Here is a 23,588-nt window from a genome sequence, read left to right on the forward strand (position 1 = left end):
ATAGAAAGGGATCAGGAGCGGTCAGTTTCCAACTAACAAACCGGTTCAAGCGGTCCCGCTCCGCGGGTCCATTTCACCGCCTCGGGCCGGCGGCGCGGCTCGGCGAGACCGGGAAAGCCCGCACCCTGCGCGGTCCGGGCGCCGGCGTCGTGATCGACGGCCCCTTTGCCGAGACCAAGGAGCAACTGCTGGGCTTTTACGTCGTCGACTGCGCCAGCGAGGACGCTGCGATCGAAGCCGCCCGCGACCTGCGTCGGTTCAATCCAACGGCGGTGTACGAGATCCGGCCGATCACGCTCTATCTTCCGGGCACAGCCTTTCCACTGACGGAGGCCGCAAGCGACAGCGAATAGATCAGTCGGACAAGAACCGAAGCTCGTCCGCCCGCCTCATAACGCGCCCGCCAATCGGACTGTTGAGCGCAACATAAACTCTCTTAGTCGCAGACCCCTCGCGCTCGCCGGACTGTATCGGACGGATACAGGCCAAATGCGGAGCGGTACAACGCCGCAAAACGGCCCATGTGAGTAAAACCCCACTTCAGTGCAACTTCGCTTACCGGAAGCAGGTTCTCTGGTCGCGATAGCTCATCGTGGATCGCTTCAAGTCGAATTCTTCGCAAATAGGCGACAGGCGTCGTGCCATGGATTCTACGAAATCCCAATTGTAGCAATCGGCTGCTAACACCAACCGTTCCAGCAATATCGGCTATCGTAAGCGGCAGATGAAGATTGGCCCGCATATACTCGATGGCCCGCCGAATGTAACGAGGAGGCGCATCCAGTGGGTAGCGGTTCAACCGGTCGATCAGCCGATGGGGGACATTTTCAAGGATGAGCTGTATCGCAGCTTCCGATAGCAGAGCGCTGGCTTTCGGAGAGCGTGCCAGGATCCCGTCATACAAGCCGGTCGTGCTGGCACGAACAAGCTGAAAAAGGGTCTGCCCGGCGCCCGTAGACAAATCGACTGTTGGTGTCAAATTGAGATCTTCCAGTGCTGTGCTCCCGAACGTCGCAGACAGCACCTTTGTAACCATACTCGTATGCAACGTTAGCGTTACACTTGAGTATCTTCCGTCCACCGCTTCGACCCTCTGCTCTTGCAACGTTGGAAGTGAGACGATGGCCATTTCAGATGGTGTTCGTTGCACGTTCCTTCCTGCAATGAGCATTTCGGCCTTGCCGGCATTCAGCAAGCTTATTGCAAGCTCTCCCGATGAATTCTCGTATGAATAGCGCCAATCCCAACCAGCAGAAAGTTCCGCCCTTACGACGTCAATTCCTGCTCCAACTGCAACATCCGCATGCCAACGAAATGATTTGTTAGGCCTCGGCGAGGAGCGGGCATTGATCCCGTGAGGTTGGAGTATTTCAAGCAACTCCTGAAACGAAGATCCTGATCGCGTGGGAGGTGCAGCGAGTGTATCTTCGATCATGCAAATCCTGACCATTGGACTTTTGCTGGACGCGAACCGATCTCACCCATCAGACCGAGTATCCATCGTTCAGGGCGTCCGCCAGAGGCACAGACCCGCGTCACCACGCTAGAACAGCTTTGGTCAATTCAGGTCGAGCTCTCCTTCTATCAATTCTTTCTCTCAATATCCAATTGTCGAACGAAACATCCAGATCGCGCAACCGAGCCGCGAAAGCTAAGATTTGATTTAATTCGCGGGCCTCTATTCCGAAAAAGCGCTGATCCATTCTCGCGGCGCTCATGGAAGGCGGGCTCGACCTGCGCGTGACGTCGCAGGCGAGCGTCGGCGTTTCCTACGTCGGCCAGATCGCCGATCGCTTGCAGGATCACTCCGTGCACTAGCCAAAATCCGAATGCCTCCATCCAGAATGCGAAGGCATCGATGGACTTACGGCGCGTTTGGTCGCAATCCTCCCGACTTACTCCAACAGGTTATGAAAGCATGCTTACAAGAATAACTTGCGTGTTCACGCTCATGGTTCTGTCGTCTATGACTGCGCTGGCCGATAGCTGCGCAGAGCACTTCCAGAGCAGCGGCGTTCCGATGGTGACGGGCATGACCCACAAGACCTGGATGATTTTCCCGTCCGTCAATCCCAGTGTCGCCCTTGACAAGGTTTCCCGGGCGTTCTGGCAGAGGGCTTTGTCGGTGTGAACGTGGACAAGAAGCTTGGCACGCTGACCACTCAGCAAGAGACAACCGGATCCGGCCGACCACAAACGTTGCAAGTCGTCGTCCGCAAGGAAGGCAGAGGTAGCCGCGTCGATGCGGTCTTCACCTTGCCGCCAGGACAATTGGCTCCAGGTGTCAGCAATAACATCTGCCGCGTCGTGGACGCAGCCGGCCAATAAACTCCGCCCATCTGTGAACTTATGCTGACGCGCGAATTGCAACCGGCCGTGCGTATACGGTCTCGCCCGGGCCGAGGCCAGGCGAGCCCGTAATCCATGTTCAGGAATCGGGAGGCAGGCGCCGACCTGCGCCCACAGGAATGAAGCAGGAGATTCGATGCGAACCGATCACATTTTGAAAGTCGTTTTGATGGCCACCACCGGTGCCGTGGTGCTTTCAGCCTCCGCGATTTCGGCTCCGTTGCAGACCAGCACGGGTCTTGCTGCCGCGGTCCCGGCATTGACCGAGAAGGTCTGGTGCCGTTACGGACAGTGCTATGACAACGGCGTCGGTGTTGGCGGACTGGTCGGCGGCCTCATCGGCGGCGCCATCGCGGCCGGTGCAGCCACTGCCGCCGCCCAGCAGGAAGCCGCCGCCGCCCAGCAGCACGCGGCATCTTGCGCGCAGCGCTACCGCTCCTACGATCCAGCGTCGAATACGTACGTGGCAAAGGGCCGGCGGTATCCCTGCCAGTAAGTCTTTCAGATGTAGTCGCGACCGTATCTACTTTCAGGGCTGCGGTGTGACACCGCAGCCCTCTTGATTGCCAGGGCCTGCGATAAAAGACCGGCGGTTCGCCGAGCGGGCGCAGAGGTCTGGCTGATCGATCCGTTCCGAGCACACGTCGACGCGATCATCTCATCCGCGCTTCTGCTCGGAAGCGACCGCAAGGAGGAATTCCGCGAGGGCGTGCTTTCCGGCCTCTTCCGCCGCGCGCTGGGATGAATATCCATCTCCGGTCACTCTGACGCCCATCGGCGCGCCTCTGCGCTTGATTTCCCACCGCCACACGGAGCGGCAGTCGTCGCTGAGGGTCACAATGTAGTATTCGCGCTGGAACACGGGACGGCTAATGTCGTGCAAGGCTGGCGCTGGCGACATCGCCCATCACCTCGACCAGTTCATCCATGCCGCGGAGCCCAGCTTCATGCGCCCGCCCGATTACGCCGATAGCGGCGGCGTCGCATCCGCCGGCAGCGCACCGACTTTTTTCAGCAGCGGAACGTCAGCCGGACAGGGACCGCCGACACTGACGATATGGCTGCCACGATCGGCCGCGACCGCATGCTTGACGCCCACGGGCACGTGGACGACACAGCCGGCGTGGAAGGGCAGCGAGATGTTGTTGGTGTAGTCGTGAATCGTCCCCTCGCCTTCGAGGATGAAGATCGTGTCCTCCGACTGGGTGTGGATATGGGGAACGTTGGCCTCGCCAGGTTCGAGGCAGACATAGTTGAGATTTGCCTGCCAGGCGCCGACGCCGGGCCAGATCACGAAACGTGCGTCCTTGGAGATCAGCGGCAAGCGCAGCGTCGGATGGTCGCGATGAAACAGGCGAATGGCCATGGTCTAGCTCGCTGCGATCATTGAGTAGAGACTGGCATCGGCCGGGCACGGCCCGCCGATCACCTTGATGCCGGCTGCACCCGCCTCGATGCGGTAGCGATCGCCGGCATCGATATGGACCATGTGCCCTTCGGCGACCTCGTGGCGCGAGCCACCGGCCGTATCGACGATCGCGCCCTCGCCCGCGATCACGTAGTACACGCAGTCGGACGCATGGCTGAGGTCGATGGTGCGCGCATTCTGCTGCAGCGACACGAGCTGAAAACTGCGGAACGCCGCGCCATTGTGCGGCGACAGCACAACCTTCGCGTTGCCCTCGCCCTCTACGATCGGTATTTCTGGACATCCGGCGGCGCTGTCGATGACTCGAACCTGGGAAAACGAGAGATTGACCATCGCCGCCGATTTTTTGATCCAAACTAAAGTATTTTTAGTATATTCAAAATCACAGGACACGCAACGTCTTCTTTGCGAAGACCAGGACGAACGGCGCCGGGAGCGTCAAGCACATGAGCCAATCCGAGACCGAGGCGAACGCCGATCTTGCCCATCTGTCGGAGGAAATCGCCGAGACCACCGCGAACACGCTCGCCGCCATCGGCGTGCGCATCCGCGAATTGCGACAGGCGCGCGGACTGACGCTGCAGGAGCTTGCCGACGTCTCCGGCCTCAGCACTTCGATGCTCAGCCTGGTCGAGCGCGGACGCGCCTCGCCCTCGATCGGATCGCTGATCGTGATCGCGAGCGCGCTCGGCGTCACGATGTCGGATCTGCTCGTCAGCGGCAACCTTGCCGAGGAGAAGATCGTGGTGCGCGCGTCCGAGGCGCGCGTCGTCGAGACCGCGCAGCATGTCGTGCGGCGGCTGATGCGGGAAGACCGCAGCCGCGGGGTCTCGGTCGCCGTGAACGAATATGCCCCGCATACCGGCAGCGCCGAGCATCCGATCACCCATGACGGGTTCGAATATGGCTTCGTGCTGCAGGGAGAACTGACCGTCGAGGTCGACGGCATCAAGCACGTGCTGCGGCAGGGCGATCTCATCGCCTATAGCTCGCGCCGCAAGCACAAGCTCTGGAACCACGGCAAGACCAAGGTCCGCACGCTCTGGTTCAACCTCGATCGCGACTGAGGCCCCCTTATGATCGGCCCCCGCGCAAGATGGCGTGCAGGCGGCCGGGCGTGATCGGAAGCTGCGCGACGGCGCCGGGCTTTTGGATGGCGGCGTCGATGGCACCCGCGAGCGCCGCGCCAGCCGCATTGATCCCGCCCTCGCCCGCGCCCTTGACGCCGAGCGGATTGAGCGGCGACGGCGCATCCTCGCGCAGGAGCACTTCGACGTCCGGCACCTCGTGACAGGTCGGCATCAAATAATCGGCAAAGCTCGCCGCCAGCGGTTGGCCGTTCTCGTCATAGACGAACTCTTCCAGGAACGCGCCGCCGACGCCCTGCGCCACGCCACCCACGATCTGGCCTTCGATCAGCATCGGATTGACGGCGCGCCCGACATCGTAGGCGACCACATAGCGCTCGATGGTGACGGCACAGGTTGCGGGATCGACGCGGACCTGCGCGGCGTGGATGCCATAGGGATAGGTCATGTGCGAGGAAGCGAAACGCCCCTCGCCCGTCAACCCGCCCGTCTGCTCGAGATGCGCGGCGATATCGCCAAGCGGCAGCGAGGCGCTGCCATTGACGGTCTCGATCATGCCGTTCGACAGGCGGAGCACCTCCGGTGTGGTCTGCAACAGCTTTGCCGCCACTTCCAGTGCGCTGGCACGCAGTGCTTCGGCAGCGATCTTCACGGCGGAGCCCGCCATGACGGTGACGCGCGAGGCGAAGGCGCCAAAGCCGATTTCGATCCGGTCGGTCTGGCCATGGATCACGCGGATGCGCTCGATCGGCACCTGCAGCGTCTCCGCGCAGATTTGCGCCAGCGCGGTCTCAACGCCCTGCCCGACCGAGGCAACGCCGGTGACGATCTCGATATCGCCTTGCGGCTCGACCCGCATCCGCACCAGGTCCTGCGGACCGAGGCCGCTCTTCTCGACGAAATAGCCAAGGCCCAAGCCGACCAGCTCGCCGCCACTCCGACGCTCAGCGAGCCGTTGCTGCAGCCGGTCGTAATCAAGATGCGCCAGCACGCGTTCGAGCAGATCGGCGTACTTGCCGGAGTCGTAGACGACCCTGGTCCCAAGCGTCTCGAAGCCGCGATCGAACGGCATCGCCGCCTCGCCGATCAGATTCACGCGGCGCACATCGATCGGCGACCGGCCGAGCTCGGAAGCGATCGCATCGATCAGCCGCTCCCGTGCGAAGGTCGATTCATAGCGGCCGGGCGCGCGGTAGGTGCCGGCCGGCGTCTTGTTGGTGAGCCGGATATGGCCCGCGACACCATAGGCGGGAATGACATAAGGGCCCGGCAGCAGGCCCGCCGAGAGATCGGTGACCGTGGTGCCGTGGGTGCGGACATAGGCGCCCTGGTCGGTGAAGAAATCCGCCTTCAGGCCAAGGATGAATCCGCTCGAGTCGACGGCGGCCTTGAGCCGATAGACCTGGTCGCGCGAATGGTTGGCGGCGAGCAGATGCTCCCTTCGATCCTCGATCCATTTCACCGGACGCTGCAGCCGCAGCGCCGCGGCGCAGACCAGCACGTCCTCGGGGTAAAGCTCGCCGCGAATGCCGAAGCCGCCGCCGACATGGCCTTCGCTGAGCTCGAGCCGTCCCGGCGCGAGGCCCAGCATCCTGCTGATGGCGTCGCGGTTATAGTGCGGCACCTTGGCGGCGCCGTAGAGTGTGAATGTATCCTTGTCTCCGTCGTAGACGCACAACCCGCCGCGCGTCTCCATCGGCACGCCGGTGTGGCGCCCGATCTTCACCTCCAACTCGACCACTCTGTGCGCGCGGGCAAAGGCCGCGTCGAGATCGCCATAGCCGCGGCGGATCACCGCCGGCTCGGACATCAATCCGGGGTGAACATCGGGCATGAACGCCATCGGCTCGGCGGTCGCATCGAGCTGCGGCTCCAGTTCCTCGACATCGCAAAACACCAGATCGGCCGCATCCTCGGCCACATAGGGATCGACGGCGATAACCACAGCCACAGGCTCACCGACATAACGCACATAATCGCGCGCTAGCACGAATTGCCGGTATGGCGCGAGCCGCTCGAGGCCCATCTGGCGGAAATCGATCGGCGGCAGATCGTCGAGATCGGCAATGGTCCAGATCGCGACGACGCCCTCGAGCGCGGCTGCCTCCTCGGTTTCGATGCCAAGGATGCGGCCGAAAGCGACCGGCGAACGCACCACGCGCATCTGGAGCTGGCCCGGCCAGTTGCAGTCGGCGGCGAACGCGCCCTGGCCCATCAGCAGCGGACGGTCCTCGATCCGCTTGAGCGAGCGGCCGACAAAGCTCATGCCCGCGCTCTCGCCCGCATCTCGCGCGCGGCCAGCCGCACCGCTTTGACGATGTTCTGATAGCCGGTGCAGCGGCAGAGGTTCGACGACAGCACGTCCTTGATGTCGTCGTCGGACATATCAGGATTTTCCTGCAGCGCGCCGGCGGCGAGCATCAGGAAGCCCGGGGTGCAGAAGCCGCATTGCAAGCCGTGATTTTCCCAGAACGCCTGCTGTAGCGGATGCAGCGTCTCGCCGTCGGCCAGTCCCTCGACGGTGCGTACCGTCTTGCCCTCAGCCTGCACACCGAACATCAGGCAGGAGCGGACCGGCTTGTCGTTCACCAGCACGGTGCAGGCGCCGCAGACGCCATGCTCGCAGCCGAGATGCGTGCCCGTCAGCCCGCAATCGTCGCGCAGGACGTCGGCAAGGCTCCGGCGCGGCTCGATCGATACTGCGTAAGTCTTGCCGTTCACGGCAAGGGTAACGTCGCGCTTGTCAGGCATAGCTCGCACCTCCGGCCCGGCGCAGCGCCTCGCGGATGCGCTGCGGGGTTGCAGGCAGTTCGAACAGTTCGATGCCGAAGGGAGACAGCGCATCGCAGATCGCGTTGACGACCGCCGCCGGCGCCCCGATCGCCCCGCCCTCGCCGACGCCTTTCGCCTTGGTCACGCTTTCGGGCGAGACAGTTTCCATGTGCATGATCTCGATCTCCGGGATCTCCGCCGCGGTCGGCGGCAGATAGTCGGCAAAGGACGCGGTCAGCAGATTGCCGGTGTCGTCGTAGACGATCTCCTCGAACAGCGCGTTGGCAATGCCTTGCGCGACGCCTCCGGTGATCTGGCCGTCGACGATCATCGGATTGATCAGGACGCCGGCGTCCTCGACGACAAGAAAGCGATCGACGCGAACGCCGGCGGTCTCGATGTCGACCTCGACAAAAGCGATATGGCAGGCATTCGAGAACGTGCCGCCGGGATCGTAGACCGCGTTCTCATGCAGTCCGGGCAATAGCCCCTCGAAGCGATGGCTCTGGTGATAGGCGGCCCGCGCCAGCGCGCCGATCTCCATGGCCTGGTTGGAATGGCTCTCCCGCGCCCAGCCGTCCTTCAATTCGATATTGTCTGATGATGTTTCCATCAAGGTCGCGGCTATGGTCTTGAGCTTCACCGCGATCTTTCCCGCCGCGAGCTTCGAGGCACCGCCGGCGATCACCATCGAACGGCTGGCAAAGGTGCCCCAGCCATAGGGCGTCGCATCGGTATCGCCGGAGATGATCCGGATGCGGTGCGGCTCAATGCCGAGCTCGTCCGACACCAATTGCGCAAGGCTGGTCTTCAGGCCTTGGCCATGCGGTGACGAGCCGATGCGCAGCACGACGTCGCCCGAAGGGTCCATCGAGCAATCGACGATCTCGTAGCCCGGCACGATGTCCATGCCGCGCGCGGCATAGGCCGGCGTGCCGTAGCCGGTCCGCTCGCTGAACACGGAAATGCCGACGCCGAGATAGCGCCCGAGCGTGCGCAACGCCGACTGCCGCGCCCGGAACGCCGGCAGGTCCGCGGCATCGATTGTGACCTCCATCGCCTGCAGATAACTTCCCTCGTCATAGACAAGGCCGGTCGGCGAACGATGCGGAAACGCCTTGATCAGATTGCGGCGGCGGATCTCGGCGGCATCGATGCCGAGCCGTTTCGCCGCGACATCCATCATCCGTTCCATGGAGAAGGTCAGCGTCGGCCGCGATACGCCGCGATACGGCGCCATCATGCAGGTATTGGTGGTCACGCCGCGCGAGCGAACGCCGTATTCGGCGAAATCATAGGGGCCCGGCAGTTCGGCAAAGGCCATCAGCGGCTCGACCCCGCAGGTCACGGGATAGCAGGAGAACGCACCGATGTTGGAACGCAAATCCGCCTCCAGCCCGAGCAGCCTGCCGTCTTTGGCGAAGGCTCCGCGCAGGCTGAACGCCTGGTCGCGGCTATGGGCGGAGGCGAGCAGATTTTCGCGGCGGTCCTCGATCCAGGCGACGCTCCGCTTCAGTTTACGAGCCAGCCACACCAGCACGACATATTCGGGAAATAGCGACATCTTCTGCCCGAAGCCGCCGCCGACATCGGGCGCGATCACGCGCAAGTCCGACTCTGGCATGTCCAGCGTGTCGGCGATGCCGGTCCTGAGCATATGCGGCATCTGCACCGAGGCTGTGAGCGTGACGCGCCCCGATCCCGCGTCGTATTCGGCGAGCCCGCCGCGGTTCTCCATTGGCGCCGCCGATTGGCGGTGCGAGCGCACGTCCAGCGCGACGATCTCGGCGGCGTCCGCAAAGACCTTGTCGAGCCCTTGCGTCTTCATGCGCCCTTCGACCAGCACGTTAGATGCAGCTTCGGGATGGACCGGCGTTGCATCGGGGGCGAGCGCGGTTTCGAAATTGATGATGGCATCCGCGACGTCGATATCGACGAACACCTGCTCGGCGATGTCCTCCGCCAGCGCCGCGTCGTCGGCAACGACGACCGCGAGCGCCTGCCCGCAGAAGCTGACGCGATCGATCGGCAGGACGGGCTGGCCGATCGCGACATAGTCCGGCCGATGCAGGATCGGCCGGATCGGCTTCACGTCGACGAGGTCTCGTCCGGTGAAGACCGTTGCATCAGATGGGATCTCGATATCGACGATCGTTCCGCGCGCGACCGGGCTGCGCACGAAACTGACGGCGGCCGCCTTGGCCGCGCGATCGGCCACATAGCTGCCGCCGCCTTTCAGCAGCGCCGGATCTTCCAATCGTGGCAGCCGTCGGCCAATCCAGTTCATGCCAGCGCCTCGGTCAATGCGCGCTTGACGGAAGCGGCGATCAGATCGCGCCGATACTCGGGCGAGGCATGGATGTCTCCGTTCGGTTCGATCATGCCACGCGCCTCGCGGGCGATGGCATCGATGATCGCAAGCGACGCAGGCTTCCCAACAAGCTGATCTTCCAGCAGCCCAAGGCGGATCGCGCGATCGGCGACACCGCCGACAGCCAGCCGGGCCTCGCGGATCGTGCCGTCTTCAACCCTTGTCGCCGCCACCGCCATCCCCAAGGCAAAGTCGCCGGCGCGCCGCGAGAATTCGTAGAAGCCCACGCGCCAATCCGGCGTCATCAGCGGTAGGCGGATTTCGGCCAGGATTTCGTCAGGTTCGAGCGCGGTCGTGAACGTGCCGTGGAAGAAATCGCTTGCTGCGATCACCCGTTCGCCGCGCGCGCTCTTCGCAACCATTTCGGCGCGAAGGGTGGTCGCGACCAGGCACCATTCCGAGGCGGGATCGGCGTGCGACAGGCTTCCCGCGAAGGTGCCGCGCTGGCGGATCGGATAATGCGCAATGTGGCGCACGACCTTCGCCAAGAGCGTGCCGAGCGGCCCCTCGACCACCGGCCGATGGAACGCGGCGTGCCGCGTCAGCGCACCGATCTTCAACTGATCGGCGTCCGCGCGCAGGTAATCCAGTTCGTCGAGGTCGTTGATATCGATGAGGATAGCGGGCCGCGCCAGGCGGAAATTCATCGCCGGAACCAGGCTCTGGCCGCCCGCCAGGATCTTGCAATCGTCCTTGTGTGTCGCGAGCAGCGCGAGCGCTTCGCCGAGACCGGCTGGCCTGAGATAGTCGAACGCTGCAGCCTTCACATTTCAACCTTGCTCAATTTTATTTAGTCTGATTAACATGACCTCATTGCGGTGTCTACTGTTCGGGACGGTGAGTCTGCATGGGTTGGGCCAGGGCCGAGGGGCAAAAGCGCAGAGCGGCCGGCGGCCGCGCTTTTGCTTCTCCTGATGCACCGCGCGGTTTCAGCTCAACGGCCGCGCCATTCCGCAAGCAGGTCGGCGGCGTCGGTCACGATGCCAAGATGCAGCGACACCATCTTGAGCGCGGCATCTTCCATCTCCTCATTGGTGCCGCGCACCAGATCGCGCAAGACAACGACGCGATAGCTGAGATTGCTGGCATCGAACGCCGCGTTGAGGATACAGCAATCGGTCATGCCGCCGTCGAGCACCACGGTGCGCACTTTCATCTGCCGCAGCAGAAAATCGAGATCGGTAGCGAAGAACGGCGACAGCCGCTTCTTGCCGGCGACGATCAGGTCCTGCGGCTCCACATGGGTGACGAATTCGGTCCAGCGCGAACCTTCGATCGCATGCGCATCGGAGTTGGGGATCGCGCCGACATAGAGCGGAAAGGTGCGCCGCCACGCCGAGGGAATGCCGGCGATGTCGTCGACCCCGCCCTTGCGCAGCACCGATTTGACGTGGATCACCGGCACGCCGATCGCGCGCGCCGCGGCATGGAACTGATCGATCGGCGCGACGATCTCTCGCGCGCGCGGCGCGGGACAAGGACAATCCGGCGTATCGGCCAGATGTCCCTGGTGCATGTCGACGGAGATGATCGCGGTCCGCGAGGCCTGCGTGAAATCCTCGAACCCCTGCGACAGCTCGCGCTTCGCACCATACACATAAGCCTTCATCACGCCTCCTATCGCCGAAGCAGTTTGCCGTTCCGCGCCAATGCACGCATCGATCAGAGCGCATCGGCGCCCGCCAAGCAATATTCAAGCCGCGACGATGCGCTCGCGCAAACGCGCGCCAACATCAATCACGCACCAATTTTCGTTTGCGCCTTGCGCGCGACCGGATGCCGCCGGGCAACACAATGGAATGTGCGAGCCGAACGCAAGCTCGCTTCGCTCATTCCTGCGCGCTACCGCACGCGGTCGCGCGACGACAAGGATGCAAGGGGACTGCTCATCGATTGGCTCGACGGTGACTAAACAATTGGCGTGCTATTTTTTCCAACAATGCGAAGATTTTTTCGGAACCCGTCCTGAACGGTCGACAAATTTTCGCACATCGAGAGGATCTGCGTGATGCGCTGGACTACAATTCCTGTTCTTGCCGTTGCCCTGACAGGCGGCGCGGCAGCCGCCTATGCCGCCGGGTTCACACTCCCGGCGCCGGCCAAGATCGCGTTCCTCTATTTCGCCGACAAGACCGACGGCGGCTGGACGCAGGCCTATGACGAGGCGCGCCCGAAGATCGAGAAGGAAGTCGGCATGCAGATTCCCTTCGTCGAAAATGTGCCTGAGGTTGCGGGACAGATCACGCCGGCCGCGGAGCGCTTCATCCAGCGCGGCTACAACGTGATCATCGGCACCGCATTCGGCTATTCCGACACGTTCAAGGAGCTGTCGCAGAAATATCCGAAGGTCGCGTTCCTCAACGGCTCCGGCACCACCAACGGCCCGAACCTCGAATCCTTCTACGGCCGCACCTATGAGAGCCAGTATCTCTGCGGCATGATCGCGGGCGCGATGTCGAAGTCCGGCAAGCTCGGATTCGTCGCCGCGCATCCGATCGGCCCGGTGAACTGGACCATCAATGCCTATGAATTAGGCGCGCAGAAGATGAATCCGAAGGCCACGGTGACCGTGATCTTCACCGGTGCCTGGAACGATCCGGTCAAGGAACGCGCCGCGGCGCAGGCCATGGCCGACCAGGGTATCGACGTGATCGGCCAGCATGTCGACACCCCCACCCCTCAGATCGTGGCGCAGGAGCGCGGCATCTACGGCACCGGCCACCATCGCGACCTGCGCGAGTTCGCGCCGAAGGCAACGCTGTGCTCATCGGCCTGGACCTGGGAAAAATTCCTCGGGCCCGAACTGAAGAAAATCGCGGCAGGCAATTGGGAGCCCAATCCTTATGGCGCCTTCCCCGGCATCAAGGATGGCGGCACCGATATCGCCTGCTGCAACAGCGTGGTGCCGAAGGACGTCGTCGACAAGGTGATGGCCGAGCGCGACGCCATCATCGCCGGCAAGCAGATCTTCGCCGGCCCGATCAAGGACACCGCCGGCACCGTGCGCGTCGCCGAGGGCAAGTCGCTCGACGATGCCGGCTTCTGGAAGATGGACTGGTTCGTCCCTGGTGTCATCACCCAGAAATAGGCGAGCATAGCTTCTGATGAATTCGGCCCTGCAACTTGCCGGGATCAGGAAATCCTTTGACGGGGCTCTGGCTCTCGATGGCGCGTCCTTCGAGAGCCGCTCCGGCGAAGTCCATGCCCTGCTCGGCGAAAACGGCGCCGGCAAATCGTCGCTGATGAATGTCGCCGCCGGTCTCTACGCGCCGGATGCCGGATCGATCTCCATCAATGGTGCACCGATCTCGCTGAGCGGACCTGCCTCGGCCCGCTCTCACGGGATCGGCATGGTGCACCAACACTTCAAGCTGGTAAGACCTTTCACCGTGGCCGAGAACGTATTGCTCGCCAATCCGCAACCGCATTTCGCTTCCGGCCTGCGCGACATCCGCGACGCGATCAAGAAGCAGGTCGATGCGCTCAAATTCTCCATCGATCCCGATCGCCGCATCGACAGCATGACGGTGGCCGAGCAGCAGCAGGCCGAGATCGTCAAGGTGCTGGTCGGCGGCGCCAGGATCCTGATCCTCGACGAGCCGACCGCAGTGCTGACTGACGCCGAAGCCATCGGCCTGCTCGAGATCGTGCAGCGATTGGCGCGATCCGGCACCGCGGTCGTGCTGGTGACGCACAAGCTGCAGGACGTGAAGCGCTACGCCGATGTCGTGACCATCATGCGCGGCGGCAAGACGGTGGCCACCCTCGATCCCAGGCAATCGACCGCGGAAGAATTGACCGAGCTCACCGTCGGCCAGACCTCGGCTCCGCCGGAGCGGACGCCACACCAGGGCGGGCCAACGCGGCTCAATGTCGGCGCCCTCACCTATACGCGCGCCGACGGCCGGACCATGCTCAATAACACTAGCTTCTTTGTGCGCGCCGGAGAGATCTATGGCATCGCCGGCGTCAGCGGCAATGGCCAGGCCGAGCTTGCGGAAGCGCTGATCGGCGCGATCGAGCCCTCCACCGGCGAGATCTGGGTGGATGGCGCCGGCGACATCAGCCATGCCGGCCCGACCAAGCGGCGGGAAGCTGCGATCGCCGCGATCCCCGCCGACCGCTACGCCTACGCGCTCGCCGGCAGCCTGCCGATACAGGACAATCTTGCGGTGGCGCAGATCCGCTCCGGGCGCTACGGCAGCGTTGTCAGGCTCGATCGCACAGCGATGCGCCGCGACGCCATCGCGGCAGTGAAGGATTACGACGTGCAGGGCGTGCGTAGCGTCAAGCAGAAGGCTTCACTCTTGTCCGGCGGCAACGCGCAGAAGCTCGTCATCGCCCGCGAGTTCAGCCGCGAGCCTGATGTCGTGGTCGCGCACGGCCCGAGCCGCGGTCTCGATGCGCGCGCTTGTGCCGCAGTGCATCAGCGCCTGATCGCGGCGCGTGAGCGCGGCGCCGCCATCGTCCTGATCAGCGAGGACCTCGACGAGATCCTGAGCCTGTCCGACCGCATCGGCGTGATGACCCGCGGCGCGATCGTCGCCGAATTCGAACGCCCTGCGGACCGCCAGGCGATCGGCCGCGCCATGGTCGACCATGCATGACATCTCGCGCCGAGCCGAACCATTGACCCCCGTAACCTCGCGCGGCTTCGGCCGCCTCACTCTCGACGTGCGCCAGAACCTGCCGGCATGGAAACAGGCGCTGTTCGTCGGATCGTCGCTGATCCTCGGCCTTGCGATTTCGGTCGCTATCCTCGCGGTGGCCGGCATCCCACCCTTGACGCTCGCCAGCGAGCTTGCGGGCGTGCTGACCGCGGAGAACCTGCGCGGCGTGCTGATCCAGGCCGCGCCGCTGATCCTGGTCGGCTTGGGCGCAAGCCTCGCCTTCCGCATCGGCTTCTGGAATCTCGGCATCGAGGGCCAGATGGTCTTCGGCGGCATCTTTGCCGCCGCGATCTCGATCTATGACATCGGCCCGCCGGCCACGCGGCTGATCCTGATGGGAATGGCCGCCGCACTCGGCGGCGCGCTCTGGGTGCTGCTGGTCGTGTTCCTGAAGCTGCGCTTCCGGGTCAACGAGATCATCGCGACATTGCTCCTGAATTACGTCGCGATGTATTTCCTGTTCCACCTGCTCTACGGCGCCTGGCAGGACTCCAAGACCGCGTTCCCGCAGTCCACGCCCTTTCGTCCCTTCGAGCGGCTGACCGATATCGGTTATGGCGTCAACAGCGGCCTGTTGATCGCGATCGCCGGCGTGCTGGCGGCCGGCTGGATGATCCATCTCAGCCGCATCGGCTTCTACACCCGCTTCATCAGCGCCAATCCGCGCATGGCGAAAATCGTCGGCGTGCCCGTGCAGACGGCGACGATCTGGATCATCGCGATCTCCGGCGCCTGCTCGGGGCTCGCCGGGTTCGTCGATGTCGCCAGCCAGGAAGGCCGGCTCACGCAATCCTTCGCCAACGGCTACGTGTTCTCCGGCGTGCTGATCGCGTTCCTTTCGCGCAATGATCCGATCGTTGTCGCAATCGTCGGCTTCCTGATCGCGGTGCTCTTCATCACCGGCCAGACGCTGCAGGTGTTCTACCAGATCCCCTTCACCATGGTGCAGATGATCGAGGCGATCATCGTCATGACGGTCGCGTCGTCGGAATTCCTGATCCGTCACCGCATTAGGTGGATACGTTGAGAGGACCGCTGTGATCGATTTCCTCATCAACTGGCTGGCCAACGCTCCCGTGACCGCGGTGCCTTACGCGCTTGCGGCGCTCGGCCTGATCATCGCCGAACGTTCCGGCGTATTGAACCTCACTGCGGAAGGCTTGATGCTGGTCGGCGCGCTCGCGGGCGCGGGCGCCTGCCTCGCGCTCGGCGGCTATCCGGCGGTCGCGCTCGTCGCCGCGATGGTGGCGGCGAGCGCGGTCTCGCTCTTGTTTGCGGTGCTGGTGGTGGTGCTGCGCATCAACCAGGTGATCGCGGGCCTTTCGGTGGTGTTCTTCTGCCAGGGTTTTACCGGCCTCGTCGGCACGCTGGCGAAATGGCAGAACAAGCAACTGACGGGGCTGGCACCGCTGAAAATCTGGCCGCTGTCGGAAATGCCCGGCATCGGGCGCATCTTGTTCCAGCAGGATCCGATCGTCTATCTCACCATCCTGATCTTCTTCGCTGTCAACTTTCTGCTGTTCCGCACGATGCTCGGATTGCGGATCCGCTCGGTCGGCGAGAACCCGGGCGCCGCGGACGCCGCCGGCGTCAGCGTCACCTTGCATCGGATCTTCGCGATCGTCGCCGGCTCCTCGCTGATCGGCTTGGCCGGCGGCTACATCTCGGTCGTCAGCGTCAAGCTATGGGTGACCGGGATGACCGGCGGCCGCGGCTGGATCGCGGTGGCGCTGGTCGTGTTCGCGCGCTGGGCACCGTGGCCCGCACTCGCCGGCGCGCTTCTGTTCGGCTGCATCGAGGCGCTGATCCCGCAAATCGCAGCGGCCGGCATCCGCGTGCCGCAATATCTGATGCTGATGACGCCGTATCTCGCGACCATCGCCGTCATGATCTGGGTCGGCACCAAGGATTCCGGCATCACGCAGGAGCCCGGCGCACTCGGCCAGCCGCATGTGCGCGAGGAGCGGCGGTGACTTCTCTCTCGCCCCGCCCTTGCGGGGAGAGGGTCGGGGTGAGGGGCTGGTTCCGCGATGACGGTGGGACCATGATGCGCGGAGACTCCCCCTCACCCGGATCGCATCTGCGATGCGATCCGACCTCTCCTGCAAGCGGGGCGAGGTATATAGCGGAGCCGCTTAGTACCCGACCTGCTCCAGCGCGTGCGAGATCATGTTCGGCGAGAGCGGCACCTGGTGGAATTTCAGCGCACCAAATGGACGCAGCGCGTCCTCGACGCCGGAGGCGACGACCGCGCCGACCGCGATGCAGCCGGCTTCGCCGACGCCCTTGACGCCCAGCGGATTGAGCGGCGTCGGCGTCTCCAGGTGCAGGATCGAGACGTTGGGAATCTCGGTCGCGTAAGGCACCAGGAAATCCATCAGGCTGGCATTGGCGAGATTACCGTCGGCCTGGTAGTCGAGATGCTCGTAGAGCGCGCCGCCGATCCCCTGCGCGATGCCGCCGAGCACCTGCCCCTCCACGATCATCGGATTGATCATGTTGCCGCAATCGTGGATGCAGACATACTTCCTGATCTTCACCGTGCACAGACCGGGATCGACTTCGATGATTGCGCCGTGAACACCATAGGCCCAGGTCGATCGCGACGGGCTGTAATAGTCGGTGGCTTCAAGTCCCGGCGCTTGGCCGTCGGCAAGCGGCGGGCCATCATGCTTGCTCGCTGGCGCGAATTGTGTCGCCGCCTGCGCGGCCTTGTTGAAAGCGTAACGTAAGGGATTGCTCGCAGTTGCGATCGCCGCCAGCGGCGCAAAGCGGTTCGAGCCCTTCACCCACGCCGCAGAGTCGCGCAGCTCGATCTGGTCAGGGTCGACATCGAGCATGTTGGCGGCGGCTTCGATCACCTTCTTGCGGACAGTGAGCGCGGTCTTGTGGATCGCGTTGCCACTGACGACGGCGGCGCGGCTCGCAAAGGTCGCCACACCCCAGTCGAACGCCTTGGTGTCACCCTCGACCACGATAACGTCCTGCGGGCTGACACCGAGCTGATCGGCGACGATCTGCGCGAACACGGTGTCGTGCCCCTGCCCCTGCGTGCTGAGACCGGTGTTGACATAGACCTTGCCGGTGATCGGATGAATCTTGACGTGGCCTCCCTCGTAGGGACCGAGGCCGGTGCCCTCGACGTAACAGGCGAGCCCCAGACCGAGATAGCGTCCCTCGGCGCGCGCTTTCGCCTGCTCGGCGGCGAAATTCTCCGCGCCGAGCTCGGCTGCGGCCATCGCCAACGCCTTGCCATACTGGCCGCTGTCGAGCGTGACCTTGAGCCCATCCGCAAACAGCAATCCGTCGCGCTCATAGGGAAACTGGTTCTCGGCGATCAAGTTGCGGCGGCGGATCTCGAAACGGTCGAGCCCGAGTTCCTCGGCGAGCTGATCCATCGCGCGCTCGATGGCAAAGCAGGCCTGCGGTCTGCCGCAGCCGCGATAGGGCGTCAACTGCACCGTCGGCGTATAGACCGCCTTGAACTCCACGAAGATGTTGGGGATGCGGTACGGCCCCGCGATCGAGGTGGAAGCGACCTGCGCCACCGCGATGCCGTAGGGAATAAAGGCGCCGGTGTCGTGCAGGAAGAAATCGCGTAGCCCGATCACCTCGCCGGTCCTGAGCGCGGCGAGTTCGATGGTGTGGATCTGGGTCCGCTCCTGCGAGGAGCCCAGGAAATTCTCGCGGCGGTCCTCGATATATTTCACGGGGCGGCCAAGCCGCATCGCCGCCATCGGCACCAGAAGCTCGTCCGGATAGAACAGCAGCACCTTCTGCCCGAAACCGCCGCCGACATCGGGGGCGATGACGCGGACCTTGTCCTCATCGAGCTCGAACACGGACGCAAGCCCGCCGCGCACCGAGATCGGCGCCTGCGTGCCGTCCCATACTGTGAGTTCACCGGATACCGCATCCCAGCGCGCCGCAACCGCGCGGCATTCCATCGGCGCCGCGGTCGAACGGTCGACCTGCACGGTGATCTTGGTGACGTGCTCGGCACGCGCAAAGGCGTCCTCCGGATCGCCGCTGGTCTGGATGAAATGCGCCGCCAGATTGTTCGGCACGTCGGCATGCACAAGCGGCGCATCGTCCATCAGCGCCTTCGCCAGATCCATCTCGAGCGGCAATGGCGCGTACTCGACGTCGATCAGGGCTGCGGCATCTTCCGCGGTATAGCGGTCGACCGCGACCACCATCGCCACGGTCTGCCCGACATAATAGACATCGCCCCGCGCCAGCGGACGCTGGGTCTTCGGATTCTTCATCGAAGGGTGCGGAATCAACAGGGGCATCTCGACATCGAGCGCGCCGATATCGTCGCTCGTAAAGACCGCCGCGACGCCCGGATGGCGCCTCGCCGCCGACGTATCGATGGAGACGATCTGCGCCCGCCCATGCGGGCTGCGCAGGAAGGCGACATGCAGCGCATCCGGCAGCGGAATGTCGTCGACGAAGGCGCCCTCGCCCCGCAGCAGCTTGGGATCGATATTGCGCTCGACGCGCGCTCCGAACTGGCGTGTCGACATCAGGCCCGTCCCAGCAGCTCGGCGGCGCGGCGCACCGCGGCGATGATGTTGAGATAGCCGGTGCAGCGGCAGAGATTGCCCGAGAGCAGATCCCTGATGCCCTCGTCGGAAAGATCGATCTTTCCCGGCTCCTCGAAGCGGGCGACGATGTTCATCACCATGCCCGGCGTGCAATAGCCGCATTGCAGGCCGTGGCACTCCTTGAACGCCTGCTGTACCGGATGCAGCGTGCCGTCAGCTGATGCGACCGACTCGATGGTGCGGATATCGTAACCATTCGCCTGCACCGCCAGCGTCAGGCAGGAGCGGCCTGCCCTGCCGTTGAGGAGCACCGTGCAGCAGCCGCAGACGCCGTGCTCGCAGCCGACATGGGTGCCGGTCAGCCCGAGCTCATGCCGCAGGAAGTCGCTCAGCAGCATGCGGACGCTGACGCTGCGGCTGACGGCCTCGCCATTGACCGTCATCGACACGTCGACTTCGGCATCGGCCGAGCGGTCGGGGATCGCGGCCTTCATCGTTCGCGCCATTAGGCGGTCTCCATCTGCGTGGCGCGTTGCGCGGCCGTCGTCACCATCCTGCGGATCAGCGTGCCGAGCGCCCTGCGGCGATAGGTCTGGGACACATGCGTCTCGTCAGGCTGCGTCACGGCCGCAGCGGAAGCTGCCACCGCGGCGTCGAGATCGGACGCACCGAGCAGCGTGCCTGTGAGGATATTCTCCGCCTCGTTCAGGCGCACCGGCGTATCCGCAATGCCGCAGGCCGCAAGCTGCACGCGCGAGGCACGGCCGCGATCGTCAAGCGACAGCACGCAGCCGACACCGGCAATTGCGTAGTCGCCGTGACGCCGGGTCACCTCGTCGAAGGCCCATCCGGCGCCTTTCGGCAGCACCGGAAAGCGCGCTTCGGTGATGATCTCGTCCCGCTCTCGCGCAGTGGTGAGGAACGACTGAAAGAAATCCTCGGCAGCAATCTCGCGCCGGCCCGACGGCCCCTGCGCGATCACGGAGCCGCCAAGCAGCACCAGCAGCAGCGGCATTTCGGCGGAGGGATCGGCATGGCAGAGACTGCCCACCACCGTGCCGCGGTTGCGGATCGGCACATGGGCAACATGCTGCATGACCTCAGCGACCAGCGGATTGACGCGCGCAACCTCCGCATCGAGTTCGAATTCGCGGTGACGCGTCATCGCCTTCACGACGATGACGTCGGCGCCGACCTCGATGCCACGCAGATCGGCCACATGCTGGATGTCCACCAGCGTGGACGGATTGGCGGCGCGAAAATTCATCGCTGGCAACAATGTCTGCCCGCCGGCGAGCACGACTGCATCGGGATCGCCGGCCAGAATGCCGATTGCTTCCTCGATTGATGTTGGCGCCTGGTAGCCAAAGATGGAGGGCTTCATCTGATCTGTTCAGCTCGCCAAAACTGCGGTCAGGATAGGTGGCGCGAAAACGCTGTCAACGAAGTGAAATGAGCACCATTTGCCTACAAATGAAGCAATCGATCTGCCCGTCGCGATTGAAGCGCGGTCGCAAGATCCGTCACAGCGCGCGGGCGTGCGCGGCGACCGCCTTCACGAACAGCGCAACCAGCTCATCCGGCTGCGAGAGCTGCGGCGCGTGGTCGCTGTCGAGGCCATATACTTCGAGGCACGGCGACAATTCCTGCATCTTTTGCTGCAACGGCAGGTGCACCGAGCGATCCTCGCGCGCCTCGATATAGACGCGCGGCACAGTGCCGAAGCGCTCCGGCGACAGCTTCAGTTGCGAGCGGCGGCCGCCTTCGGGCTGCGGCGTCAGGCGACGCGCCGCGGCCTCGGCCAACGCGCGATCCGCCTTCTGGTAGAACACCTCGACCGCGGAAGCCGGGTCGATGCGCGACAATAAACCTGCGTCATCGTAGGTGACACGCGCATGCGCGCCGCGCATCCATGGCTCAAGATAGCGCTCGTAGAACTGCAGCACGGACATCCCGTCAGGCAGCATGAACGCGCAGAGGAAGATCGCGAGCGCGATCCGTTCGGGCCGCAGCTCACAGGCCTGCGCTGCCGCCGTGCCTCCCATGCTGTGCCCGACCATGATGATCGGACCTTCGGTCCTGTCGATGATGTCGACAACATGCGCAGCGTAGCGTTCGAGATTGACCTGCTCGGGTGGCAGCGGGTTGTGGCCGTTGCCCGGCAGGTCGACGGCGACCGCCTCGTGCCCGAGCGCTTTCAGGCGCGGGACGATGGTCTCCCAGGCCCAGGCGCCCTGCCAGGCGCCGTGGATGAGGATGAAGGTGTAGCGCGGGGATGGAGCACTCATGGCGACGACCGACTACTTGTAGGTCCGCTTGTACATCGCGCGCATATGCTCCTCGACCGTGATCGGCGGGTATTTCGGCTGCTCGCCCGGTGCAAGGCAGGTCGGGATGCATTCGACCGTGTGCGCGTAATTGCCGGTGTAGAAGAACGGCACCGAATAGCGCTCGCGGCCTGATACGTTGACCACGCGATGGAGCGTTGAGCGGTATTTGTCGTTGGTCCAGCGCGCGATCATGTCGCCGAGATTGACGACGTAGGTGCCAGGCACGGGGTCGGCATGGATCCAGCCGCCGGTTGCCTGGTCCCAGACCTGCAGGCCGCCGACATCGCCCTGGCGCAACAGTGTCAGCCCGCCGAAATCGGTGTGCGCGCCGGCGCCTTTCTGATCCGGATTGCCGTTTGCAGGCTGCGGCGGATAGTGCAGCAGCCGCACGGTCGCCATAGCGTCGGTGCAATAACCCTCGAAATAGTCTTCGGGCAAATCGAGCGACAGCGCGATGCCGCCCATCATCCGCGCCGACAGGTCCAGCATCACGTTGAGATAGGCTTCCATCACCGGCTTGAAGTTCGGCCGCGACGACGGCCACTGGTTGGCGCCGTGATTAAACATGCCGGCGAGCACGCGCGGATCGTCACGCGTATGCTCGGGCCCGACATAATAGCCTTCCTTGAGGTCGGGCGGCGCGCCGGGCTCCAGCGTCTGGCCCTGCAGCGGCTCGTAGCCGCGATTGGCCTTCGAGCGCGACTTGTCGACCTCGGCCTTTATCTCGGGCGATAGATCGAAGAAGGCAGCAGCCTCGGCGAAGACATCGGCGATAAGCTCTTCGTCGACGCCATGGTTCGAGATGTAGAAGAAGCCGTTGTACAAACAGGCGGCGCGCAGCTTGGCGGCAACCGCCTTGCGATCCGACAGGTTTGGCGACGATAGGCCGGAGATATCGATCACCGGCAGACTGGACTGCGAAACCCGTGCCGCTTCGAGCATGTTGATTACCCTCCTTCGCGCGTCCGCCTCACGACCATGAAGCGCCACCCTTGCCCACAGCATTTAGGTAGCGCGGCAAGTGCGATCACGCGCGCTGAAAGTTTCGGCAAAAATTGGCGTTTTCGGCCCAAAAAAGCATCCGAAGGCGAATCGGATCACACGGCAGAGATGCAACGGAGCCCTTCATATTCGCACGTGAGGGCCGACTGATCTTGTGATGACCGCAGGGGCGGAATCTTGTACTGGGAGTTAACGCTTCGCTGACTCTCTGTCGTCGCGAGCGGGAAGTCCCGGGAACCGTTCGGCAGCACGGCCGTTGTGTTCCCAACTAAACAAGAAAAGGAGCAAGCCGTGAACATGCGTAGGATTTTCTTGATGGCCGCCGCCACAGCGCTGACGATATCGGCATCCCTACCTGTTCGAGCCGCGCCGATGATGCCGTCCCCGATGGTACAGGAGTCTTCGGCACAGCAGGTGCAATACCGCCGCTGGCATGGTGGTCCCGGTTACCGCCATTATGGTTACGGCCGTCGCGGATATGGGGGACGAGGATACGGAACCGGCGCGGCCGTGCTTGGCGGACTCGCCGCCGGCGCCATCATCGGCGGTGCCATTGCATCCAGCCAGGCACAAGCCGCAAACGCCCAAGCTTACTGCGCGCAGCGCTTCCGCTCCTATGATCCCGCCTCGGGCACCTATCTCGGCAACGACGGTTACCGCCATCCCTGTCCGTAACGAGGCTTAGCCCCACACAAGCGTCATTCCGGGATGCGTGCATAGCACGCAGGCCCGGATTCGTGCTGCCTACGACGGAAAGTCAGCCGGCTCCACCTCGAGCCGATCGGCGTGCAGGGTCCAATCACGAACCCCGTGCATCTCGCAGAATTTCTGCTTGGCAACGTCCACTGCTTGCGCGTCGTCCGGGACGTCGAGGTCCACCGTGCACTGGCAGATGTCGCCGACCTGGCCGTTCTCGCCGAGCACATTTTTGTAAAATCGGGCAATGAAGCTGAAGTGCACCCTTATCGTGAGACACGATAATCAGGGACAGGAGCCCGCCGCTTGAGGCGGCAGGGCGGGTTGATGG

At 63.8% G+C, this 23,588-nt stretch carries 24 protein-coding genes; 8 read left to right on the forward strand and 16 right to left on the reverse strand.

Annotation, left to right across the window (positions count from 1 at the left end; translation table 11 throughout):
* The coding region (locus AAFX91_RS21930) for a YciI family protein (protein WP_394567866.1) at positions 1 to 353 on the forward strand (353 nt) is incomplete at its 5' end.
* Positions 354 to 436: 83 nt separating this feature from the next.
* Here the strand turns inward: AAFX91_RS21930 and AAFX91_RS21935 are convergent.
* Together AAFX91_RS21935 and AAFX91_RS21940 are read right to left on the reverse strand one after the other, a co-directional pair.
* Complete coding sequence (locus AAFX91_RS21935; protein WP_245475637.1) at positions 437 to 1,435, reverse strand: helix-turn-helix domain-containing protein; 999 nt, start codon at positions 1,433 to 1,435, stop codon at positions 437 to 439.
* Positions 1,436 to 1,908: 473 nt separating this feature from the next.
* Entirely contained in the window at positions 1,909 to 2,325 is a 417-nt protein-coding gene (locus tag AAFX91_RS21940; RefSeq protein ID WP_394567867.1) for a hypothetical protein, read from the reverse strand.
* A gap of 160 nt (positions 2,326 to 2,485) precedes the next feature.
* On the opposite strand from AAFX91_RS21940, the gene AAFX91_RS21945 reads away from it, so the two are divergent.
* A complete protein-coding gene (locus tag AAFX91_RS21945) occupies positions 2,486 to 2,845 on the forward strand; it encodes a BA14K family protein (RefSeq protein WP_130576905.1) in 360 nt (119 codons plus the stop codon).
* A 162-nt stretch (positions 2,846 to 3,007) separates the two neighbouring features.
* Here AAFX91_RS21945 and AAFX91_RS21950 read toward each other — a convergent pair whose 3' ends face one another.
* From AAFX91_RS21950 to AAFX91_RS21960, 3 genes are read right to left on the reverse strand one after another with little or no spacing between them, the layout of a single operon-like run.
* A complete protein-coding gene (locus AAFX91_RS21950; RefSeq protein WP_394567868.1) occupies positions 3,008 to 3,250 on the reverse strand; it encodes a hypothetical protein in 243 nt (80 codons plus the stop codon).
* 60 nt (positions 3,251 to 3,310) lie between these two features.
* On the reverse strand, positions 3,311 to 3,715 hold the full coding sequence (locus AAFX91_RS21955) for a cupin domain-containing protein (protein WP_282530806.1): 405 nt from the start codon (positions 3,713 to 3,715) through the stop codon (positions 3,311 to 3,313).
* A 3-nt stretch (positions 3,716 to 3,718) separates the two neighbouring features.
* Positions 3,719 to 4,171, reverse strand: coding sequence for a hypothetical protein (locus AAFX91_RS21960; RefSeq protein ID WP_394567869.1), 453 nt, complete (start codon positions 4,169 to 4,171; stop codon positions 3,719 to 3,721).
* A 53-nt stretch (positions 4,172 to 4,224) separates the two neighbouring features.
* On the opposite strand from AAFX91_RS21960, the gene AAFX91_RS21965 reads away from it, so the two are divergent.
* On the forward strand, positions 4,225 to 4,845 hold the full coding sequence (locus AAFX91_RS21965) for a helix-turn-helix domain-containing protein (protein WP_394567870.1): 621 nt from the start codon (positions 4,225 to 4,227) through the stop codon (positions 4,843 to 4,845).
* Between the two features lie 7 nt (positions 4,846 to 4,852).
* On the opposite strand, the gene AAFX91_RS21970 is transcribed toward AAFX91_RS21965, so the two are convergent.
* From AAFX91_RS21970 to AAFX91_RS21990, 5 genes are all read right to left on the reverse strand, one after another.
* Complete coding sequence (locus tag AAFX91_RS21970; RefSeq protein WP_394567872.1) at positions 4,853 to 7,132, reverse strand: xanthine dehydrogenase family protein molybdopterin-binding subunit; 2,280 nt, start codon at positions 7,130 to 7,132, stop codon at positions 4,853 to 4,855.
* Positions 7,129 to 7,617, reverse strand: a complete 489-nt coding sequence (locus AAFX91_RS21975; protein WP_394567873.1) for a (2Fe-2S)-binding protein — start codon at positions 7,615 to 7,617, stop codon at positions 7,129 to 7,131. The genes AAFX91_RS21970 and AAFX91_RS21975 overlap by 4 nt, the downstream gene beginning before the upstream one ends.
* Positions 7,610 to 9,925, reverse strand: coding sequence for a xanthine dehydrogenase family protein molybdopterin-binding subunit (locus AAFX91_RS21980; protein WP_394567874.1), 2,316 nt, complete (start codon positions 9,923 to 9,925; stop codon positions 7,610 to 7,612). The genes AAFX91_RS21975 and AAFX91_RS21980 overlap by 8 nt, the downstream gene beginning before the upstream one ends.
* A complete protein-coding gene (locus AAFX91_RS21985) occupies positions 9,922 to 10,776 on the reverse strand; it encodes a xanthine dehydrogenase family protein subunit M (protein ID WP_130576898.1) in 855 nt (284 codons plus the stop codon). The genes AAFX91_RS21980 and AAFX91_RS21985 overlap by 4 nt, the downstream gene beginning before the upstream one ends.
* 167 nt (positions 10,777 to 10,943) lie before the next feature.
* Positions 10,944 to 11,618, reverse strand: coding sequence for a cysteine hydrolase family protein (locus tag AAFX91_RS21990; protein WP_130576897.1), 675 nt, complete (start codon positions 11,616 to 11,618; stop codon positions 10,944 to 10,946).
* Between the two features lie 399 nt (positions 11,619 to 12,017).
* On the opposite strand from AAFX91_RS21990, the gene AAFX91_RS21995 reads away from it, so the two are divergent.
* From AAFX91_RS21995 to AAFX91_RS22010, 4 genes are read left to right on the forward strand one after another with little or no spacing between them, the layout of a single operon-like run.
* Positions 12,018 to 13,097, forward strand: coding sequence for a BMP family ABC transporter substrate-binding protein (locus tag AAFX91_RS21995; RefSeq protein ID WP_394567875.1), 1,080 nt, complete (start codon positions 12,018 to 12,020; stop codon positions 13,095 to 13,097).
* Between the two features lie 16 nt (positions 13,098 to 13,113).
* On the forward strand, positions 13,114 to 14,616 hold the full coding sequence (locus AAFX91_RS22000) for an ABC transporter ATP-binding protein (protein WP_394567876.1): 1,503 nt from the start codon (positions 13,114 to 13,116) through the stop codon (positions 14,614 to 14,616).
* A 22-nt stretch (positions 14,617 to 14,638) separates the two neighbouring features.
* Positions 14,639 to 15,706, forward strand: a complete 1,068-nt coding sequence (locus tag AAFX91_RS22005) for an ABC transporter permease (RefSeq protein WP_394567877.1) — start codon at positions 14,639 to 14,641, stop codon at positions 15,704 to 15,706.
* Between the two features lie 10 nt (positions 15,707 to 15,716).
* The gene (locus AAFX91_RS22010; protein WP_394567878.1) at positions 15,717 to 16,652 is read left to right on the forward strand and encodes an ABC transporter permease; all 936 of its coding nucleotides are present in this window, start codon (positions 15,717 to 15,719) and stop codon (positions 16,650 to 16,652) included.
* Between the two features lie 162 nt (positions 16,653 to 16,814).
* Here the strand turns inward: AAFX91_RS22010 and cutA are convergent, their stop codons facing one another.
* The 5 genes from cutA to AAFX91_RS22035 all read right to left on the reverse strand — a co-directional run bounded on the left by cutA (position 16,815) and on the right by AAFX91_RS22035 (position 22,501).
* Positions 16,815 to 19,208, reverse strand: a complete 2,394-nt coding sequence (gene cutA, locus AAFX91_RS22015) for an aerobic carbon-monoxide dehydrogenase large subunit (RefSeq protein WP_394567879.1) — start codon at positions 19,206 to 19,208, stop codon at positions 16,815 to 16,817.
* On the reverse strand, positions 19,208 to 19,735 hold the full coding sequence (locus AAFX91_RS22020) for a (2Fe-2S)-binding protein (protein ID WP_394567880.1): 528 nt from the start codon (positions 19,733 to 19,735) through the stop codon (positions 19,208 to 19,210). The genes cutA and AAFX91_RS22020 overlap by 1 nt, the downstream gene beginning before the upstream one ends.
* The gene (locus AAFX91_RS22025; protein ID WP_394567881.1) at positions 19,735 to 20,613 is read right to left on the reverse strand and encodes an FAD binding domain-containing protein; all 879 of its coding nucleotides are present in this window, start codon (positions 20,611 to 20,613) and stop codon (positions 19,735 to 19,737) included. Before AAFX91_RS22025 ends, AAFX91_RS22020 begins: the two co-directional genes overlap by 1 nt.
* Positions 20,614 to 20,752: 139 nt before the next feature.
* Positions 20,753 to 21,517, reverse strand: a complete 765-nt coding sequence (locus AAFX91_RS22030; protein ID WP_394567882.1) for an alpha/beta fold hydrolase — start codon at positions 21,515 to 21,517, stop codon at positions 20,753 to 20,755.
* Between the two features lie 12 nt (positions 21,518 to 21,529).
* Positions 21,530 to 22,501, reverse strand: coding sequence for an isopenicillin N synthase family oxygenase (locus tag AAFX91_RS22035; protein ID WP_130576889.1), 972 nt, complete (start codon positions 22,499 to 22,501; stop codon positions 21,530 to 21,532).
* A 375-nt stretch (positions 22,502 to 22,876) separates the two neighbouring features.
* Between AAFX91_RS22035 and AAFX91_RS22040 the strand changes: the two genes are divergently transcribed.
* Entirely contained in the window at positions 22,877 to 23,236 is a 360-nt protein-coding gene (locus tag AAFX91_RS22040; protein ID WP_245475633.1) for a BA14K family protein, read from the forward strand.
* Positions 23,237 to 23,305: 69 nt separating this feature from the next.
* Here AAFX91_RS22040 and AAFX91_RS22045 read toward each other — a convergent pair whose 3' ends face one another.
* Positions 23,306 to 23,521 (reverse strand): hypothetical protein, encoded by a 216-nt coding sequence (locus AAFX91_RS22045; RefSeq protein ID WP_394567883.1) that lies wholly within the window; start codon positions 23,519 to 23,521, stop codon positions 23,306 to 23,308.
* Positions 23,522 to 23,588: the final 67 nt, after the last annotated feature.

Origin of the sequence: Bradyrhizobium sp. 31Argb (assembly GCF_043638955.1) — a bacterium.
Taxonomy (GTDB): domain Bacteria; phylum Pseudomonadota; class Alphaproteobacteria; order Rhizobiales; family Xanthobacteraceae; genus Bradyrhizobium.

What these genes read in the sequence shown, in the direction of transcription:
- AAFX91_RS21935 (WP_245475637.1), bottom strand. Translation starts at nt 1,435, where the DNA reads ATGATCGAAGATACACTCGCTGCACCTCCCACGCGATCAGGATCTTCG.
- AAFX91_RS21945 (WP_130576905.1), top strand. Translation starts at nt 2,486, where the DNA reads ATGCGAACCGATCACATTTTGAAAGTCGTTTTGATGGCCACCACCGGT.
- AAFX91_RS21950 (WP_394567868.1), bottom strand. Translation starts at nt 3,250, where the DNA reads ATGTCGCCAGCGCCAGCCTTGCACGACATTAGCCGTCCCGTGTTCCAG.
- AAFX91_RS21955 (WP_282530806.1), bottom strand. Translation starts at nt 3,715, where the DNA reads ATGGCCATTCGCCTGTTTCATCGCGACCATCCGACGCTGCGCTTGCCG.
- AAFX91_RS21965 (WP_394567870.1), top strand. Translation starts at nt 4,225, where the DNA reads ATGAGCCAATCCGAGACCGAGGCGAACGCCGATCTTGCCCATCTGTCG.
- AAFX91_RS21970 (WP_394567872.1), bottom strand. Translation starts at nt 7,132, where the DNA reads ATGAGCTTTGTCGGCCGCTCGCTCAAGCGGATCGAGGACCGTCCGCTG.
- AAFX91_RS21975 (WP_394567873.1), bottom strand. Translation starts at nt 7,617, where the DNA reads ATGCCTGACAAGCGCGACGTTACCCTTGCCGTGAACGGCAAGACTTAC.
- AAFX91_RS21980 (WP_394567874.1), bottom strand. Translation starts at nt 9,925, where the DNA reads ATGAACTGGATTGGCCGACGGCTGCCACGATTGGAAGATCCGGCGCTG.
- AAFX91_RS21990 (WP_130576897.1), bottom strand. Translation starts at nt 11,618, where the DNA reads ATGAAGGCTTATGTGTATGGTGCGAAGCGCGAGCTGTCGCAGGGGTTC.
- AAFX91_RS21995 (WP_394567875.1), top strand. Translation starts at nt 12,018, where the DNA reads ATGCGCTGGACTACAATTCCTGTTCTTGCCGTTGCCCTGACAGGCGGC.
- AAFX91_RS22000 (WP_394567876.1), top strand. Translation starts at nt 13,114, where the DNA reads ATGAATTCGGCCCTGCAACTTGCCGGGATCAGGAAATCCTTTGACGGG.
- cutA (WP_394567879.1), bottom strand. Translation starts at nt 19,208, where the DNA reads ATGTCGACACGCCAGTTCGGAGCGCGCGTCGAGCGCAATATCGATCCC.
- AAFX91_RS22020 (WP_394567880.1), bottom strand. Translation starts at nt 19,735, where the DNA reads ATGGCGCGAACGATGAAGGCCGCGATCCCCGACCGCTCGGCCGATGCC.
- AAFX91_RS22025 (WP_394567881.1), bottom strand. Translation starts at nt 20,613, where the DNA reads ATGAAGCCCTCCATCTTTGGCTACCAGGCGCCAACATCAATCGAGGAA.
- AAFX91_RS22030 (WP_394567882.1), bottom strand. Translation starts at nt 21,517, where the DNA reads ATGAGTGCTCCATCCCCGCGCTACACCTTCATCCTCATCCACGGCGCC.
- AAFX91_RS22035 (WP_130576889.1), bottom strand. Translation starts at nt 22,501, where the DNA reads ATGCTCGAAGCGGCACGGGTTTCGCAGTCCAGTCTGCCGGTGATCGAT.
- AAFX91_RS22040 (WP_245475633.1), top strand. Translation starts at nt 22,877, where the DNA reads ATGGCCGCCGCCACAGCGCTGACGATATCGGCATCCCTACCTGTTCGA.